The following is a 17,829-nucleotide window of genomic DNA, read 5'->3' on the forward strand; positions in this document are numbered from 1 at the left end:
ACATTATCTCGGATTTTAAGCTGGATTAATTTGATATTTGATGTCTGGGATAATGTGCTGATTTACATCACTACAGGAAAAAGGTGTAAGCATCATATACATCTCACACAGAATGGAAGAGATTTTTCAAATTTGTGATCGAATTACTGTATTGCGTGATGGACAGTACATAGGTACGGAAACCATTAGTGAAACAAGCTTTGAAGCGATTGTAAAAATGATGGTTGGCCGTGAGCTGGGAGAACGATTCCCGGCGAGAACAGGTACTGCCGGTGCTATTGTTTTTGAAGTGAATAGCCTTAGGAGAAAAGGAATCTTTAAGAATATCAGTTTTAACGTGAAAAAAGGGGAAATCCTTGGAGTAGCTGGATTAATGGGGGCAGGACGGACGGAAATAATGGAGGCCATTTTTGGATTCAAAAAGAAAAATAATGGAACGGTTAAATTAGCTGGAAATACGTTATCCATTCACCACCCTAGAGATGCAATAAAAGCTGGAATTGGCTTTATTACGGAGGATCGTAAGGCAAAGGGGTTACTTTTGAATTCATCCATCCGCGAAAATATATCTTTAACAAATATGAAAGCGATTTCGAACAATGGAGTTATCTCCTCATCGAAGGAAAATAAGCTGATTAATAATTTAATTGAAAGACTTCGGGTTAAGACAACTGGCGCTGAGCAAGAGGTAAAACATTTAAGCGGTGGAAATCAGCAAAAAATTGTAATTGCAAAATGGCTTGGAATAAATCCAAAGCTTTTAATTCTGGATGAACCGACCCGCGGTGTTGACGTTGGAGCGAAAAAGGAAATATACACGATTATGAATGAACTTACGGAAAAGGGTGTAGCGATTATTATGATTTCCTCCGAGCTTCCAGAGATTCTAGGTGTTAGTGATCGGATTATGGTCATACATGAAGGGAAGATTGCAAGTATCTTAGATAAAGAGGATGCTGATCAGGAGAAGATTATGACTGCTGCAGCAGGAGGAGGTAAGAACGCATGAAACGCTTATTCGTAACAAACTTTGCTAAAATCGGTCCATTTATCGGGTTGATCTTGATTCTGATTATATTAGGCTTATTGAGTGATAATTTTTTTACACTCGACAATATTCTTAATCTATTACGCCAGGTTTCCGTAAATGCACTTATAGCATTTGGAATGACGTTTGTTATTTTAACAGCGGGGATTGATTTATCCGTTGGGTCCATTTTGGCGTTAGGCAGTGCATTAACCGCCGGGATGCTTTCAAGTGGCATGGATCCCCTTTTGGCTGTATTTGTTGGATTAATAATCGGACTAGCTTTAGGTGCGGTGAATGGTTTAATTATTACGAAGGGGAAAGTAGCACCATTTATTGCGACGCTTGCAACAATGACTGTTTTCCGTGGGACAACACTCGTTTATACAGATGGTAAACCCATTACAGGATTATCTGATAGTTTTGCATTTGAAATGATTGGCCGGGGATATGTATTTGGCGTTCCTTTCCCTGTTATCCTAATGCTTGTTGTATTCCTGATTTTATTCTTTGTGCTGCGTAAAACTGTTTTTGGCAGACAAGTATATGCTGTTGGTGGAAATGAAGAAGCATCTACACTTTCAGGCATAAAAGCGGATCGGGTAAAAATTTGGGTTTATTCATTAGCAGGTATGTTATCTGTTTTAGCAGGGATTATTTTAACTAGCCGATTAAATTCAGCACAGCCAACCGCTGGATCAATGTATGAATTGGATGCGATTGCCGCTGTAGTTATCGGTGGGACAAGTCTGATGGGAGGACGCGGAAGAATTGCTGGGACACTTGTTGGGGCCTTAATCATTGGGGTGCTTGATAATGGCCTGAACCTATTAAACGTATCATCATTTTATCAGCAAATAGTAAAAGGCGGCGTAATCCTGCTTGCTGTCTTGCTGGACCGCAGATCTAAATAAGGTTTGACGATGTTCTATTGGAGCATCTAAAATAATAATTTTCCATGGGAGGAAAAACAAATGAGTAAATGGATAAAAACATTAGGTCTATTCGTTTTAATTTTAGTTATGACAGCTTGTTCAACAGAAGCACCAGGTTCATCATCAGATGAATCAGAAGGTACAAAGGATAGTGGATCAGAGGATAGTGTGAAAATCGGCTTGTCCATTTCAACATTAAACAACCCGTTCTTTGTAACATTGCGTGATGGCGCAGAAGCTGCAGCTAAGGAAGCTGGCTATGAAATTTTAACCTCTGATGCACAAAATGATCCTTCAACACAATTAAGTGATATTGAAGATCTATTGCAGCAAGATATTGATGTGCTATTAGTTAACCCGGCTGATTCAGCGGCAGTTGTGACTGCGGTTGAATTAGCTAACGATGCAGATGTACCGGTTATTACAGTTGACCGAAGCTCGGAAGGTGGCGAAGTTGTAACACACATCGCCTCTGACAACGTTGCTGGTGGTGAAATGGCAGGGAAATTCATTGCTGAACAATTGGGTGATCAAGGTAAAGTGGTAGAATTGGAAGGAATTCCGGGTGCGTCCGCGACACGTGAACGAGGAGAAGGCTTCCATAATATCGTCGATGGTATCGAAGGAATTGAAGTTGCTGCCAAACAATCAGCGAATTTTGACCGTACAGAGGGGTTAACTGTTATGGAGAATATCCTGCAAAGCACGGAAGAAATTAATGCAGTATTTGCGCATAACGATGAAATGGCTTTAGGTGCAGTACAGGCACTAGAATCAAAAGGTCTGCTTGAGGATGTGATTGTTGTTGGATTTGATGCAACAGACGATGCTCGTGCAGCGGTAAAGGAGGGTAAAATGGCTGCAACAGTCGCTCAGCAGCCAGAATTAATTGGGCAAAAAGCTATTGAGGCTGCAGGTAAGGTGGTCAGTGATGAATCTGTTGAAGAATTTATACCAGTTGAACTGCAGCTAGTGACAGAATAGTAGATAGTAATAGTGAAAATGGCTAGCGTAAAAGTATTTTAGCCAAAAAGAAATCCGAACTATGAATTCTTTTATTAGAATTTGTATTCGTTCGGATTTTTTTAATCTTTACTGTTAATTGTCCGTAAATACGAGAATCTCTCGAACTACCAAAAAGACCCATTATTCAACAATTCTTAAAGAAGTGAGGAAGCTGAAAGAAGAAACAAGAGAAAAAGAGTAAAAGATGGAATATTTACGAGTACCGCTCAACTACCTGAAAAACCAAATAGTGAACGTTTAGAAATTTATTATGAAGAAACCAGTACCAATACGAGAATTTTACAGGGCGATAGGGAGAGTGATTACATAAAATCCCAGGACTTTAGTCTTGAGGTGCTGCCAATAATTTGAAAATTTCGTACGAGAAGTGAATTTTATATGTGGAAAATTTCCCCTTAACCCTTCCGATAGCTCTTCTTTGTCTGTTTGCAAAGAGGGGTTTTTTTGATGACTTACAATGGGGATGACAAATTCAATATAAAATAAAAAAAGGATAATAGCCTTTTTAATCGAATTTATATCGAGAGGTGAAGGAGGTTTGACAAACGATAGAAATATTCAACCGGGAGGCAGTAGAGGTTAAGAGATCCGAAAACGGGGATAAGTGTATAATAAACAAAAGATTATTATTTATAATTATAAATAATTAATTAATCTTCAGCAGTGGTACAATTGAAGTAAAAACATTCAAGGGAGAGCAAAATATGAATAAATATTTTTTATTTCGTATAGCTGGTCTTCTAATAGGGCTGTTTATTTTGTTACCAATTTTAAACTGGATTGGTTTACCTACATATGAAAATTTATTAATTCGTTTATTCGGTGAAGCTAATGGATTAAATATTACACTCGCACTATTATTCTCAATTGTAGTTATTTTTATAATAGACCGTATATTTTTTAAAAAATCATAAAATGAATTTTTTGTTTATATTTAACTATGTTGAATTCAAACTCCCAACAAAAATAAAAATCCTATTTCTTAGTTTATCATAATTAGAAATTGGGGTTTTTATTTTGTAATGTTATTCGTCTTCTTTTATACTATTTGGATTATTAGGACAAGTATCTCTGGGTGGACATTTAGAGATAACACTTCCATAACCTTATTGTATTCTGTGAAGATTAAGTGTTTAAGAATAAAAAATACAAGCCAAAAATCGACAAAATATGAAACAAATGCTTGGAGTACAGCACTATTAACACTTGTCAACATTAGTTTTCTGAATTAAAATAAAAGAATAAATATTCAGCATATGGGATGGCATATATTACATTTTACCTAAGGAGTGGGAGTATGAGTATACAGGCAAATGAGAATATGGAGCTTTCCAAGATGTTAGAACGTGCACGCAGAAACACGTTAGGGGATTTACTTGCAAGGACACGTGATCGAATGCCGGAAAAATTTGCGATTTGCTATAAAGAACAGCGTCTGACATATGCAGAACTGGATGATTTAGTAAATCAGACAGCACACGCTTTCCTTGCACAGGGTATGAATAAAGGTGAAATGATTACTGTGATGTCAAAGAACAGCCTGGATTTTGTTGTAGTGAACTTTGCTTTGGCCAGGGTTGGTGCGGTAATGATTCCGATTAATTACATGCTGACTGGCGGGGATGTACAATACATTATAGAACATGCAGAGGTAACTGGTTTTATTGCTTCCGAGGAGTATGCACCATTACTTGAAAATGCTGCTGGCAATGCTCAGATTAGGCATAAATATTTAATGGACTTGCCTATAACATATGAACCAATGGATGAGCTCTCTTCCTGGGGGGTATTGTCTGCAATACGAAAAGAAGAGCAGATTGATTTTGTTGATGTGGAAATTGCAGATGATGATCTTGCCCATGTATTATATACGAGCGGTACAGAATCTCGGCCAAAAGGGGTAATGCTTACTCATAAAAGTCTAATAAGCGAATATGTCAGTTGTATTGTTAATGGAAAAATGGAGGAACATGATGTGGCAATTCATGCATTACCGTTATACCATAGTGCACAACTACATGTATTTTTAGGTCCAAGTATATATGTTGGATCGAGTGGAATCGTATTAGAAACTGCCAGCCCTGAGATTATTCTGAAGACAATTGAAGAGGAAGCAGCAACTCAACTATTTGCCCCGCCGACAGTCTGGATTGGACTGTTGCGTCACCCAGATTTTGATAAACGTAATCTTTCCTCTTTGGAAAAATGTTACTATGGTGCAGCAATTATGCCTCGGGAAATTTTAAAAGAATTAGCTGAGCGTCTGCCAAATGCTAAGTTCTGGAACTTTTATGGACAAACCGAGGTGGCTCCATTAGCAACAGCACTGCAGCCCGCTGATCAATTACGCAAGCTTGGATCAGCAGGTGCGGCAACACTAAATGTCCAAACAAAGATTGTTGACGATCAAGATAATGAAGTACCTCGGGGTGAAATTGGGGAGATCGTTCATCGTACCCCACATGCAATGAGGGGTTACCTGCATGATCCTGAGAAGACTGCTGAAGCATTTCGCGGAGGCTGGTTCCATAGTGGCGATCTTGGGATTATGGATGAGGAAGGATATTTAACAATTATTGACAGGAAAAAGGATATGATCAATACTGGCGGGGTCAATGTATCCAGCAGGGAGGTTGAGGAAACCATTTATCAGCTTGATGGTGTTTCGGAGGTAGCTGTTGTCAGTATTCCGGACGCATACTGGATAGAGGCGGTAACTGCCATTATTGTTCCAAAAGCTGGCGCAAGCTTGACAAAAGAGGCAGTAATTGAATTTTGCAGATCGAAGCTGTCTAAATTCAAAGTGCCTAAGTATGTTGACTTTACCGAAACATTGCCTAAAAATCCTAGTGGAAAAGTACTGAAGCGATCACTAAGGGAGCAGTATGAGGAGCTTAGCGAGGAGTAAGGAGCAAAGATAAAGGTGAAGCAAAATATTTTGCTTCACCTTTATCTTTCCCTTTTTAAAACAAAGATTAAGTTCGTAAAAAAACGTCGACCTTCATTATCGCTGGCTTCCCCTTTTCTAATGACTGTAAACTACCCACCATTCCAATCAGTTAAGAAATTATTTTGGATTATTCTGCTTATCCTTATTAAATCTGAAGCTTACGGCTAGCCCTATTGCGAGTCCAACTGCAATTCCAATGGCGATGCTATCAAAGATCATTCCACCCGCAATACCAATTGCTATACCTACTACAATCCAAGTACTTGTATCGTTCTTATACTCCTGTTTTGGCATTGTTTTCACCTCATTCGATTTATATCGTTCGGATTCCAGCTAGCTACAGCTGTACGTTCTTGTGTCTAATGCTGCATATATTACCATGATTTTGAAACACTATCTACTGGAGGTGTTTTCAATGAGCGAAAAAAAGAATAATTGGAGTCAAAAAAGGGTAAACACTAGTACAAACCAACAAGGGTTAACAGAAGATGCTGCTAACCAAGAGCCTGAATCCCAGCTTCAGCAGCGTGCTAAAAAAACGAATACGAAGCGATAAATGTATGTAAGAAAAGGTGAGACTAATCGATAAGACACTACAATATTTGCGCGAATCGCTCTCAAACTATATAGATAGCGATATTTGCGGTGGTATTTATCAAAAATTGGAATATAAAAATTATAATGGTGAAGGTGAATTCGTTGAGGAATTGAACGATGATGAAATGAAATATTTAAATTCAATGTTGGTCAGGGAAATAAACTATGCAAGGAATGTGCAGAATGATAATAGGGTAAAAGAACTAAATGAGGTTTATGAATTATTGTTCTAATTTGGGTAAATATACCATTGAAATCAATTTATTAAGGATGTAGTATATAAATACAAGCTACGATGTTCGTAATCATAATAAGTTTTAACCTCTAATGTATGAATAGGGAGTTTTAAATTGGAACTCTAATGTCGGGCCGTCACTGAGCGGAAGACAGGAAGGTTTCTGCAAACACCCACTTTGCGAAGTGGTGGTTTAAAACTTTTTAGATAGAAATTACGGCAAACGTGGCTGTACTACATATATTAACGTCGGGACCAGTTTCTTAATTGAGATTGGTCTTTTTGCATTTTGCTGGGGTATAAGTAAAACTTGGGGATTTTGATAGAAAATTCATATTATATATAGTTGTTAGGATTAGCTATAATGTAATCAGAGCAAAGGAGGAATTGATAATGACTTATCAAATTGATACTATTGACCATGTTCAATTGGCTGCGCCTGTTGGGGGAGAGGATCATGCACGGGAATTCTTTCACGATTTATTGGGATTTGAGGAAATCGAAAAGCCTAAATCATTACGCAAGCGTGGAGGCGTGTGGTTTAGGTACGGGACCGTTCATGTACATATTGGCGTTGAAAATAATTTTCTCCCGGCAAAAAAAGCTCATCCAGCATTTCGTGTGAAAAATATTGAGGCAATGAAAACGTATTTAAATTCACGCAATGTAATGATTAAAAATGATGATAAATTACCTGGTGCAAATCGGTTTTATTTAGATGATCCATTTGGAAATAGACTGGAGTTTTTAGAATGGATGGAATAGGATTGGATTTATATGTGATTCTGCAACTATTATAGAATGACAACGTCTATTGTTGTAGGGGGTGCTGTTCATGCGATACTTCATATTAATTTTATTTGGTTTGATAATTTTAGCTGGTTGCACTGAAACGTCAACTAATAAATCGGAAGAATTGCCAAAATCAACGGTAAATCCAACTGCAGCAGATGTACTTAACGAGAACAGTAATGCTGATATTTTCCAATTCAATAATTTGGTTTACGCGAAAGGCTCCCGCTTAGCATGGATGCAAGGGGAGGATTATCAAAAAGCGGAGCAAATTGGTGTAATAACCAAGAAAACCTCCAACAGCAGTGAGTTCGGAAATGGAACTGCCACTAAACTGCCAGCAGGTACTAAAATTTTTAATACTACGAAAGAACATAGAAAAGTACTTATTGCCGAAAACGACGGAGAAAAAGATTTTTACATTGCCTTAATAGAAGGCTGAGAAAAACGAGCGCTAATACAAGGCTCGTTTTTCGCCTGCTCCTTATTAATCAGGCATAACGAAGCTTTTTTACATTTTCATGTCTATTTAAGAGATCATCAAGCTGCTGACTGCATTCAATTGTTCTTTTATCCGCCAACCCATACTTCATTCCTAGTTCAATCATTTCTCTCTTTTTCACTAAAATAGCCGTAGATAAATCATAACGCATTGGTCTTATTACTTGTTTCATTCTTTTCTTCCCCTCACCCTATTACTTAAGTCATTAGACTCATACACAACGAAATATATTATGACTAGTTTTTCAAAATAATTCAATAGATTCTACAAATGAAGTCAAAACAATACAAAACTAGACATAGAATAATCCCTGTTATACATATTTCTTTTCATTTAGATATTGTCCTAGTAAAATTAAGTTATCGAAACAAAGTTTATAGGAGGATTTTATGACACTACTGGATGAAATTTTAGCGTATAATGAAAAATTCGTGGAAAATAAGGAATATGAAGCGTATCAAACGGGAAAGCTGCCAAATAAAAAACTTGTAATTCTTTCATGTATGGATACACGTTTAGTAGAATTACTTCCTAAATCAATGAATCTGCGCAATGGCGATGTCAAAATGGTGAAAAATGGCGGGGCACTTGTGGAGGAGCCATTTGGGAGTACAATGAAAAGTATCCTTGTCGGGGTATATGCACTTACAGCAGAAGAGGTGTGTGTTGTAGGACATCATGATTGTGGAATGACTGGTGTGAAGCCGGAGAATATGTTAGAAAAGGTAAAAGAACGCGGAATTAGTCAGGAAAAACTGGATACATTACATAGTGCCGGTGTTGACCTTGAACAATTTTTAAATGGAATTGATAATGTAGAAGACAGTGTACGAAATAGTGTATCAACCATTCGCAGCCACCCACTGATGCCAAAGAACGTGGCAGTTCATGGATTGGTAATTGATCCTGCAACTGGTAAACTGGATCTTGTTGTTAATGGGTATGAGAAATAGGTTTAACAAACAAACAAGCGATGCACAAAAACATGGATGATCATTCATCCGTGTTTTTTTACGGTTTATGATTCATGCACTTCTCACTTATGAATTTTATTAATTGGGGGAAAATAGGTTGAATAGCTTTTGGGTGGAGGTATAAATATGCCGGAACTGCCGGAAATGGAGAACTGCAAAATCCTGCTGAATCAAAAAATTGCCGGTAAAAGAATAACCAATGTCATTATTAATCGGGAAAAATCAATTAATGTAAAGGCAGCAGAATTTTTAAAAAAGGTAAAAGAACGGAAAATTGAAACGGTCGATAGAAGGGCTAAACATTTACTCTTGTATCTTGATAATGGCTATGTGTTACTTTTGCATCTGATGCTTGGCGGCTGGATGTATTATGGAACAGTAAAGGATAAACCAGATCGGAGCGTTCAAATACAATTATCCTTTGGCAGACAGCACCTTTACTTTATTGGCCTGAGATTAGGGTATTTGCATCTATTTACAAAAGAAGAGGTGAAAAAGGAATTGGCCGGTTTAGGTCCCGAGCCACTTGCTGCAAATTTTACTTTCGATACTTTTTCAGACCTTATCGAAAATAGAAGAGGCATGATCAAAACAACGCTCGTCAATCAGGAATTCCTATCAGGTATTGGAAATCGTTATTCTGATGAAATCGCTTGGCATGCACAACTGTTACCGGAGCGAACTATGAATGATCTTGATAGCAATGAAAAGAGACAATTATACCAATCCATTAGATTTATCCTTCAGCAGGCAATACAATGCGGGGGCTACATGGATCAGCCATTATTTATAGGAGACACGAAAACAGGCGGGTATGAGGCGAATATGTACGTGTACAACCGCGCGGGAGAGGCATGTAAACGATGCAGTGCATTAATTGTTAAGGAAGAAATTTCATCCCGAAAAACATTTTATTGCAAAGGTTGTCAACGTTAATGCTGAAAGGGGATTGTTATGAAATTTGGTTGTCATGTTTCGATAAGAGAAGGCTACTTAGGCGCCGCAAAACAAGCTGCATCAATGAACGCTTCTGCCTTTCAATATTTCCCCAAGAATCCCAGAAGTCTATCTGTAAAGGAATATAACAGGGAAGATGCTGAACTATGTAAAACGTTTTGCAGTGAAAATGCTATTGATTCTGTCACACACACTCCCTATCCAACAAGTTTAACACCCAAAGATGATAACAAAAGGAACAATGTTATTGCTTCTTTATTAAATGATTTGGAAATAACCAATTTATGCGGATCAATTGGTACAGTAGTTCACTTTGGGAAATCAAGCGGCAAGGATGACCCTCTTGCAAGCTACCAATTAATGATTGAGATGCTTAATGAGGTTCTTAGTCAGTGGAAAGGCAATTGTAAACTGCTTCTTGAAAACAATGCAGGAGTTCCTGGCTCAATTGGAACGACATTGGAAGAGCTTGTCCAGGTCCGAAACCTATGTGATTATCCAGAAAAAATAGGGTTTTGTTTCGATACGTGTCACGCTTATGCAAGTGGTCTCTGGAATGGAGAAAACTGGGATGAGGTATTGGGGAGGGGAACAGAGCTAGGGTACTTTGATCATTTAGAAGTAATTCATTTTAACAATTCAAAGTATGAAACAGGTTCAGGGAAAGACCGCCATGCAAACATTTTTGGCAACGGCTATATTTTGGAAAAGCAATTTGAAGAGCTCATCGGAACCCCACAGCTGAAGAACATTCCATTTATATTGGAAACACCAAAAGAAGAGATTTCACATAAAAAGGAAATACAGCTGCTAAAGAGCAGGTGGGGTGGGCAGTCGGTATAAAGGTTGAAGTGAAAGAACTATATTGTTAATGTGTATGATATTTCAATTACCAAAAGAAATACTAATGAAAAAAACTACCTCCTATGTTAGTGGTAGTTTCCCTATTTTTAATTCGCTAGTTAATTTAAAAATTTCTTTAATCATTACCTGAAACCTTCTTATAAACCAGTGCCTTTTTCTGATTCCCAAGCGCTGACACTACACTATGTAATATCATCCCAATAACAACAAGAGCCATACCTATAAACGATAGTCCACTAGGCATTGGTGCACTTAAAACCAGCAGCTCTCCAAATAAGGCAAAAACGACCTCGCCAGATTGTGTAGCCTCCACGGCTGCGAGTTTATGATTATCATGACTGACAAGCTCTGTGGCATAGAAGAAAAGTACGGTAGCAATAATTCCTGATGAGATTGCTACAAGAAACGTTTGCAATAATTGACTGGAGGCTGGTCCACCATGAACAATAATTCCGTAAATTGATAGGAAAATCCAAAACGGCATGCTTGCAATAGTCATCCCAAGTATACGCTGAAATGTATTCAATTCACCATTTACAAGCTGCATCATCTTTCTGTTTCCAAGCGGGTAGGAAAATGCCGAAATGATTAATGGGATGACACATAGGACGACACTCATAATTGGCACAGCCGTTGCGTGTTCCATTTGCATAATGAATACTCCAGCTAAAATGATTAATGAGATAAATATACTTTGGATTGGGATTCGCTGTTTTTGTTTTTTATTTAAAAATGGAACGAGCAGCGATCCAGCAATAATTGTTATTTGAAAGGTTGCTGCAACAAGCCAGCCAGGCCCATAAATTGTTGCGAAGGTAAGCGGTGCATAAAATAACCCGAATCCAACCGTGCTCCAGGTTAACCATGGGAGCGGTTGTTTTTTAATGTGATTCAGAACGGGACGAACATTTTTCTGATAACCGACAATGATTAATAAGATTGGCAGCATGAACATGAATCGAAGAGAAGCACTCCATACCCAGCTTCCACCTTCCAGCTCCATAGCACGATTTAAAACAAATGTGACTGAAAAAAATACTGCAGCTAAAACGCCGATTAGCGTTGCTTTCATTACATCACCCCAATTCATATTAATCATAACAAAATCAGAAGCGGAAAAATCCAATAATTGAAAATTTAGCTGTTCTGGGCTGAAATTCCTAAAAATATATACTGTAACAGGTGAACACGGCATACAATTAGTAGCAGCCAAATTATAAATTGGGAGGTATATAATGGGTAAAAAGCTAATAAAAATTGCTGCCATATATTTTTTAATCGGAATTTCATTCGGTCTTTATATGTCAATTTTTCATGTTTTCACCCTAGCTACAGTGCATGTGCACATTAATTTGCTGGGCTGGATGTCACTGGCAGTTGCAGGGATCCTGTACACGTTATTTCCACACCTTACCGAAACAAAGACCGCTAAAGTACATTTCTGGATGCATAATATTGGCTTGCCAGTCATGATGTTTAGTATTGCCATGGCAATTTTAGGAGTAAGCCCGCTGTTCTTTCCGATTGCAACCCTTGGTGGTGCGGTTACAGTAATTGGGATCTTTTGTTTTGGGTATAATGTGCTGAAGAACCTGGAAAATACTTAATCATTATCATCGCAATAAGCAATCAAGGATTTTTGCAAAGACAAAAATCCTTGATTCATTTTACAAAAGTAAACTACCTCAAAAAAAGCAGGAAAATTGCTTGTTTTTGTTGAAAGTTTAAAATATACATATGATATTTAGCTAAGCGGGATCATACTGAATAGATGAATGTAAAGGGAGGAGTAGCTATGGATGCTGTATTGGAATTCTTTTCAAGTATTATTTTTTTGATAGGTTTGTTTGTTCTATTAGTCGGAATAATAGGATTAATAATTTCTTTAATTTCACAGGGAATCGGACTTTTCATAGCAGTGCTTGCAATTTTTCTAGGCACTTTAAGTATTTGGGCTTCGAAAAATATACCAAGACATAATTAAAAATAGGGGACAATCCTAGGAGGTGATTTAAAATAACAACCATATGCATAGTAAGACATGGGGAAACAGATTGGAATGCACTGGGAAAAGTACAAGGAAGAACCGATATACCATTGAATGCAACTGGAATTCAGCAAGCGGAGGAATGCGGGGAATTCCTAAAAACGTTACATTGGGATGTGGTCATTACCAGTCCATTGAAAAGAGCAAAGCAAACAGCAGAAATTATCAATAAACGTTTACAAATACCGTTGATCGAGATGGGGGAATTTGTTGAAAAATCATTTGGAGATGCAGAAGGAATGACAGTGGAAGAAAGAATGAAGGCCTTTCCCAATAATGCTTATCCAAATCAGGAAGACAATAAATTACTGAAGATACGAGTAATGAAAGGGATACATAAGATTAACGAAAAATATCGTAATAAGAAAGTATTGCTTGTGGCACACGGAGCAGTTATTAATTCTATTTTGGGCACACTTTCAAAAGGGGAAATCGGTTCTGGAAAAACAAAACTGATTAACGCCTGTATCAGTAACATTCAATTTTTTGAAGAACAATGGTCGGTAAACAATTTTAATCAAATTTCACACCTCTCAGGCGTATAGTTAACTTAGAAGAATGAAAGAAGGATTCATAACATGTCTAAACTAACCTCATTAGCTCCAATTCTGCCCAAGGATCCTGCTATCTTGATAGTTGGATCAATGCCCAGCATTAAATCATTAGAAAAACAAGAATACTATGGGAATCCCAGAAACCACTTTTGGGATATTCTTTTTGAGATATTTAATCAGAAGCCATTGCTGGAGTATGATGATAAGCTGGCGTTTATAAAACGGCATCGTATTGCATTGTGGGATACAATTGGTTCGTGCTATCGTGATGGCAGCTTGGATTCAGCTATAATGGATGAAGAGCCTAATGATATTGCGGGTTTATTAGATGAGTATCCTGCAATTCAGTTAATTGCATGTAACGGGACAAAATCATTTCAAACGTTTAAGAAGTATTTTGACCTATCAAAATTAAGGGATGTTGATGTTAGGAAGATGCCTTCAACAAGTCCAATTCCTGGTCGATATACGAAAACTTTCGCTGGAAAGGTAGAGGAATGGCAAAGGATTCTTGATTATTTATAAAAAGCTGGAGCAGTTAGCAACTCTCTTAAATCTAAACCATTTCACCCCAACCGCAATTCTATCAAACAGTCTTGTTTATATTGATACGATAAACGGGTACTTACTAATAAAAGCTAACAATTTAACTTCTATTAAGGTATAATAAAGATAGATAGAGAGCTGCTAACATGTACGAGAAATAGTAATAATTGCTTAATTTCATTGTATTTGTGTTTTTAGTTGTTTTTCTTAAAACGATTGAATACAATAAAAAGGTGAGTCGCAAGGGGCAACTTGCGACTCGGACAGTATCCGCAAGGTGCGGCGACTTTGTTAAGGAATGAAAAAAGTAATTATCCCGATAACTCCATCGACAGGGTGATTACTTTTTTTCTCGGCTGTTTACAACTAACAATATAAGCGTTGAAAACATAAGCATCAACTCAATTGCTTTTTCAATTGGTATCAATTGCTTTCAGCCCCTTTCTTAGGGGTTAAAGCCGCCGATTAAAGAAGCTTCCCTATGCAGCTTCAGTGAAGCTCACCCTGCATTACCTGTCCTTTACCATTATACAATAAATTAGCTGGAAAAGGTTGTAATTATTTGAAAATGGTACAATATTCATAGAAGTCGGTAAGTTTGATGAAAACCCTCCATTCCTCCTTTACTATCATACCATTTACCCTATTGTAAAATTATATTGCTTGCAGTTTATGTAACTGCAATAGGTTAGAATATTTTTAAGTATCGTTTTTGCACTGTTTGTTAGATTATACATTATTCATGATCTGTCGAGAGTCATGATTATTCTAAACGACAGTGGACCTGAATAATATTCTTGCCTTATTTTGAATGGTTTATGATTACGAAAATGATAATTTTTACCCACTAAATGAAGGGGAATGCTAGATAGCTAGTTGCACGTAATACATAGTCTGCTGGTTCGAAATTCCCTTTAGGTTTTCTATACATCTAAACGGATTAACAGAAATAAAATTTATGTTAACTTAAATGCCGTTCGATTTGCTGTCCGGTTTTTTAAAATCCTTTTATCATACGAACGAGCAGCACTAATGGAATATCATAATCTTCATAAAAATTCCCCTTGCATAATTAATTTTAATTCCGTATAATTACGTTAATTTAATTAATGTAATGTGAAAAACGTTGAAGGGGAAAAGTAGGATTCAGCTATTTTTTACAAGAGAGCTTCGGCAGCTGAAAAGAAGCAAAAATACGAATCTGAACAATGGCCCCTGAGTTTCGTGCTGAACGTACCGCTTTAGGGTATTAGTAGGTTCCGGCGAGATTTGGTACTCGTTATCCATGCCACAGTATAAAAGTTCAAAACGGCTTTCGTACTTGTTGAGGCTGTATGTGTGAGCATACGGTGAAGTAAGGTGGTATCACGTATATCCAACCACGTCCTTATCGATTTTTTGATAATGGCGTGGTTTTTTTAATTACAAAAATATACTAGGAGGAATATGACATGAGCAGAAATTTAGTTATTCAAACAGACTTTGGAATTAGTGATGGTGCAGTGGGTGCAATGTATGGAGTTGCCATATCAGTTGATCCGAAACTTAGAATATTTGACCTGACACACGATATTCCGCAATTCAATATATGGGAGGCATCCTATCGTTTATATCAAACAGTATCCTATTGGCCAGAGGAAACAGTATTTGTGTCTGTGGTTGATCCAGGTGTGGGAACATCGCGTCTAAGCATTGTTGTAAAAACAGCAGACAATCAATATATTGTTACACCAGATAATGGAACGTTAACCCATATCAAACATCATATTGGAATAGTTGAGGCACGTATTATCGATGAAAATATTAATCGTTTGCCGAAATCGGGAGAATCCTATACATTTCATGGGCGTGACGTTTACGCATATACTGGAGCACGACTTGCGGCTAAGGTTATTACTTACGAGGAGGTGGGACCAATCGTTGAGGTGAATAATATTGTAGAATTGCCGAAACCGGAAGTAACTGTTAACCAGGGAGTTATTTCGGGTAACATTGATATTTTGGATATTCGGTTTGGAAATATTTGGACGAATGTAACTAGGGAAACATTCGAGGAGGCGGGAATTCAATATGGTGACTCACTAGAGGTTTCGATTGCAAACAATACGCAGCAAGTGTACAAGAATATTATGACATTTAGGCGATCATTTGCAGATAGTCAATTGGGTGAACCACTTTTGTATGTGAATTCATTAGATAATCTGGGGGTAGCGCTTAACCAGGGGTCCTTTGCTAAAGCGTATCATATAAATACCGGGGTTAATTGGAAAATTATGATACGAAAGGCAGCGAAAGTAGGTTATAACTAAAAAAAATTAAAGGTAGTAAAATTCGATGGGGGAAAGTTTGATCATGTACCGTCACATACGCCGCAGTTACTATGTGCACCCCGCATGCAAACCGATTTCATGACGTTAGCTTGTCCTTATGTCTTATTTACCGTTTTTATATTTTCAAATGTCCGAATTTTTGGTATGGTTTTAACAAGCAGCATGATGAGGAGGCTTTAAGATGGCGGCAAATTCAATACAGGAACAGTTAATGAAAGGCTATGATGAAAAACATGATTATGATGGGTTATCCGGAGAGCGGGTAGCTAGTCGACTGGCAGAGCTATCTGCTATTGGACGGACAATTGAAAACGGTTCGAATCGCCCTGGATTTTCTTTGGAAGAGAAACAGGCGAAGGAAAAGGTTTCAGCATGGATGCGCCAAGCGGGTTTGGCAGTTTATCAAGATGGTGCGGGGAATATTTTTGGCAGATTATCGGGTAAAAGCGATTATTTGCCTTCCATAGTTTCTGGTTCACATGTTGACAGTGTACCGAATGGTGGCCATTTCGACGGTCCTCTTGGTGTATTATCAGCATTAGAGGTGGTTGAAGCATGGAAGGATACAGGCTACCAACCGGAAAAGCCGTTTGAAGTTGTTATTTTTTCAGATGAAGAAGGTGCACGATTTAATGGCGGTTTCAATGGAAGTGAAGGAATGCTCGGATTAGGTAATATGGAAGAAAAATTACTATTGCGAGATGCTTTAGGAATGAGTTTTGAAGAGGTTCTGCATGATGTTGGTCTCAGTGTCGCAGGGTATGAAAAAGCAAAACGGAATTTAGATGAAATAGAAATGTTTGTAGAAGTGCATATTGAGCAAGGAAAGCGTTTGGAGAAGGAAAATCTTCCTTGTGGGATTGTGACTGGGATTGCTGGACCTTGCTGGCTGGATTTTACGTTTGATGGAAAGGCGGGTCATGCTGGAAACACACCGATGAACGACCGTCATGATGCATTGGTAGCTGCCAGCGAATTTATCCTTGAAATAAACAAGCTTCCTCGTCAGATCAGTGAATCCGCTGTTGCAACGGTTGGAAAGCTTGATGTTAAGCCAAATGGCGTTAATGTGATACCGGGAAAGGTTACACTATCTGTGGATATACGCGATATATATAAAGAAACACGGGATGAATTAGTTGAGCGGGTTATAGCGTTAGGCTCCGTTATTGCTAAAAAGCATGATGTCCTGGTTGGATCAGTGGAGAATATGCGTGTGAATCCCGTCCCAATTAAGGAAGAAATTCAGTTAGCCTTTGAAAAGTCGTTTAGGGCTAAAGGAATTCGCCCATATAAATTGCCAAGTGGCGCTGGGCATGATGCGATGATAGTTGGAGGGGAATTACCGATTGCTATGCTATTCGTGCAAAGTAAAGATGGGATAAGTCATAATCCCGACGAGTGGTCGGATCTGAATGATTGTGTACAGTCCATACATGTATTAAAGCACTTTATTGAAAGTTTACAGCCTCATGGTTAGGAGAAGGTGAAAT

At 37.9% G+C, this 17,829-nt stretch carries 21 protein-coding genes, 1 other RNA gene and 1 other annotated feature; of the genes, 19 read left to right on the top strand and 3 right to left on the bottom strand.

The window, feature by feature from the left end; genetic code table 11:
* Positions 1–112 precede the first annotated feature (112 nt).
* The 5 genes from IEV74_RS17585 to IEV74_RS17605 all read left to right on the top strand — a co-directional run bounded on the left by IEV74_RS17585 (position 113) and on the right by IEV74_RS17605 (position 5,896).
* Positions 113–1,009 (top strand): sugar ABC transporter ATP-binding protein, encoded by an 897-nt coding sequence (locus tag IEV74_RS17585; RefSeq protein ID WP_308419013.1) that lies wholly within the window; start codon positions 113–115, stop codon positions 1,007–1,009.
* Positions 1,006–1,941: a ribose ABC transporter permease gene (gene rbsC / locus IEV74_RS17590; RefSeq protein ID WP_188456684.1), complete on the top strand. Its 936-nt coding sequence runs from the start codon at positions 1,006–1,008 to the stop codon at positions 1,939–1,941. Before IEV74_RS17585 ends, rbsC begins: the two co-directional genes overlap by 4 nt.
* Positions 1,942–2,001: 60 nt before the next feature.
* On the top strand, positions 2,002–2,946 hold the full coding sequence (gene rbsB, locus IEV74_RS17595) for a ribose ABC transporter substrate-binding protein RbsB (protein WP_188456685.1): 945 nt from the start codon (positions 2,002–2,004) through the stop codon (positions 2,944–2,946).
* Between the two features lie 746 nt (positions 2,947–3,692).
* Entirely contained in the window at positions 3,693–3,902 is a 210-nt protein-coding gene (locus IEV74_RS17600; RefSeq protein WP_188456686.1) for a hypothetical protein, read from the top strand.
* A 383-nt stretch (positions 3,903–4,285) separates the two neighbouring features.
* On the top strand, positions 4,286–5,896 hold the full coding sequence (locus tag IEV74_RS17605; RefSeq protein WP_229683242.1) for an acyl-CoA synthetase: 1,611 nt from the start codon (positions 4,286–4,288) through the stop codon (positions 5,894–5,896).
* Between the two features lie 159 nt (positions 5,897–6,055).
* Here IEV74_RS17605 and IEV74_RS17610 read toward each other — a convergent pair whose 3' ends face one another.
* Positions 6,056–6,232: a glycine zipper domain-containing protein gene (locus IEV74_RS17610; protein WP_188456687.1), complete on the bottom strand. Its 177-nt coding sequence runs from the start codon at positions 6,230–6,232 to the stop codon at positions 6,056–6,058.
* 121 nt (positions 6,233–6,353) lie between these two features.
* Here IEV74_RS17610 and IEV74_RS17615 point away from each other — a divergent pair, with 121 nt between their 5' ends.
* The 5 genes from IEV74_RS17615 (at position 6,354) to IEV74_RS17635 (ending at position 8,004) form a co-directional block, all read left to right on the top strand.
* A complete protein-coding gene (locus tag IEV74_RS17615) occupies positions 6,354–6,494 on the top strand; it encodes a small, acid-soluble spore protein L (protein ID WP_188456688.1) in 141 nt (46 codons plus the stop codon).
* Between the two features lie 25 nt (positions 6,495–6,519).
* Entirely contained in the window at positions 6,520–6,768 is a 249-nt protein-coding gene (locus IEV74_RS17620) for a sporulation protein (RefSeq protein ID WP_188456725.1), read from the top strand.
* A gap of 51 nt (positions 6,769–6,819) precedes the next feature.
* Positions 6,820–7,006: non-coding RNA, 6S RNA (ssrS, locus tag IEV74_RS17625), on the top strand.
* A gap of 157 nt (positions 7,007–7,163) precedes the next feature.
* On the top strand, positions 7,164–7,535 hold the full coding sequence (locus IEV74_RS17630; protein WP_188456689.1) for a VOC family protein: 372 nt from the start codon (positions 7,164–7,166) through the stop codon (positions 7,533–7,535).
* Positions 7,536–7,605: 70 nt separating this feature from the next.
* Positions 7,606–8,004 (top strand): hypothetical protein, encoded by a 399-nt coding sequence (locus IEV74_RS17635; protein ID WP_188456690.1) that lies wholly within the window; start codon positions 7,606–7,608, stop codon positions 8,002–8,004.
* Positions 8,005–8,053: 49 nt separating this feature from the next.
* Here IEV74_RS17635 and IEV74_RS17640 read toward each other — a convergent pair whose 3' ends face one another.
* A complete protein-coding gene (locus tag IEV74_RS17640) occupies positions 8,054–8,236 on the bottom strand; it encodes an aspartyl-phosphate phosphatase Spo0E family protein (RefSeq protein ID WP_229683243.1) in 183 nt (60 codons plus the stop codon).
* A gap of 217 nt (positions 8,237–8,453) precedes the next feature.
* Here IEV74_RS17640 and IEV74_RS17645 point away from each other — a divergent pair, with 217 nt between their 5' ends.
* From IEV74_RS17645 to IEV74_RS17655, 3 genes are all read left to right on the top strand, one after another.
* Complete coding sequence (locus IEV74_RS17645) at positions 8,454–9,017, top strand: beta-class carbonic anhydrase (protein ID WP_188456691.1); 564 nt, start codon at positions 8,454–8,456, stop codon at positions 9,015–9,017.
* Positions 9,018–9,164: 147 nt separating this feature from the next.
* On the top strand, positions 9,165–9,974 hold the full coding sequence (locus tag IEV74_RS17650; RefSeq protein WP_188456692.1) for an Fpg/Nei family DNA glycosylase: 810 nt from the start codon (positions 9,165–9,167) through the stop codon (positions 9,972–9,974).
* Positions 9,975–9,992: 18 nt separating this feature from the next.
* A complete protein-coding gene (locus IEV74_RS17655) occupies positions 9,993–10,838 on the top strand; it encodes a deoxyribonuclease IV (RefSeq protein ID WP_188456693.1) in 846 nt (281 codons plus the stop codon).
* A 136-nt stretch (positions 10,839–10,974) separates the two neighbouring features.
* Here IEV74_RS17655 and IEV74_RS17660 read toward each other — a convergent pair whose 3' ends face one another.
* Positions 10,975–11,931: a DMT family transporter gene (locus tag IEV74_RS17660; protein WP_188456694.1), complete on the bottom strand. Its 957-nt coding sequence runs from the start codon at positions 11,929–11,931 to the stop codon at positions 10,975–10,977.
* 163 nt (positions 11,932–12,094) lie between these two features.
* On the opposite strand from IEV74_RS17660, the gene IEV74_RS17665 reads away from it, so the two are divergent.
* The 6 genes from IEV74_RS17665 to IEV74_RS17690 all read left to right on the top strand — a co-directional run bounded on the left by IEV74_RS17665 (position 12,095) and on the right by IEV74_RS17690 (position 17,816).
* The gene (locus IEV74_RS17665; RefSeq protein ID WP_188456695.1) at positions 12,095–12,466 is read left to right on the top strand and encodes a cytochrome-c oxidase; all 372 of its coding nucleotides are present in this window, start codon (positions 12,095–12,097) and stop codon (positions 12,464–12,466) included.
* 188 nt (positions 12,467–12,654) lie between these two features.
* Complete coding sequence (locus tag IEV74_RS17670) at positions 12,655–12,843, top strand: hypothetical protein (protein WP_188456696.1); 189 nt, start codon at positions 12,655–12,657, stop codon at positions 12,841–12,843.
* 32 nt (positions 12,844–12,875) lie between these two features.
* Entirely contained in the window at positions 12,876–13,451 is a 576-nt protein-coding gene (locus tag IEV74_RS17675) for a histidine phosphatase family protein (protein WP_188456727.1), read from the top strand.
* A gap of 33 nt (positions 13,452–13,484) precedes the next feature.
* Positions 13,485–13,985 (top strand): DNA-deoxyinosine glycosylase, encoded by a 501-nt coding sequence (locus IEV74_RS17680; protein WP_188456697.1) that lies wholly within the window; start codon positions 13,485–13,487, stop codon positions 13,983–13,985.
* 1,138 nt (positions 13,986–15,123) lie between these two features.
* Positions 15,124–15,398 (top strand) — a binding site (T-box leader).
* 59 nt (positions 15,399–15,457) lie between these two features.
* Positions 15,458–16,315 carry an SAM hydrolase/SAM-dependent halogenase family protein gene (locus tag IEV74_RS17685; RefSeq protein ID WP_188456698.1) on the top strand — a complete coding sequence of 286 codons (858 nt, stop codon included), beginning with the start codon at positions 15,458–15,460 and terminating at the stop codon, positions 16,313–16,315.
* A gap of 202 nt (positions 16,316–16,517) precedes the next feature.
* A complete protein-coding gene (locus IEV74_RS17690) occupies positions 16,518–17,816 on the top strand; it encodes a M20 family metallo-hydrolase (RefSeq protein WP_188456699.1) in 1,299 nt (432 codons plus the stop codon).
* The last annotated feature ends 13 nt before the right edge of the window (positions 17,817–17,829 follow it).

This window comes from Virgibacillus oceani (assembly GCF_014638995.1).
Taxonomy (GTDB): domain Bacteria; phylum Bacillota; class Bacilli; order Bacillales; family Amphibacillaceae; genus Virgibacillus_E; species Virgibacillus_E oceani.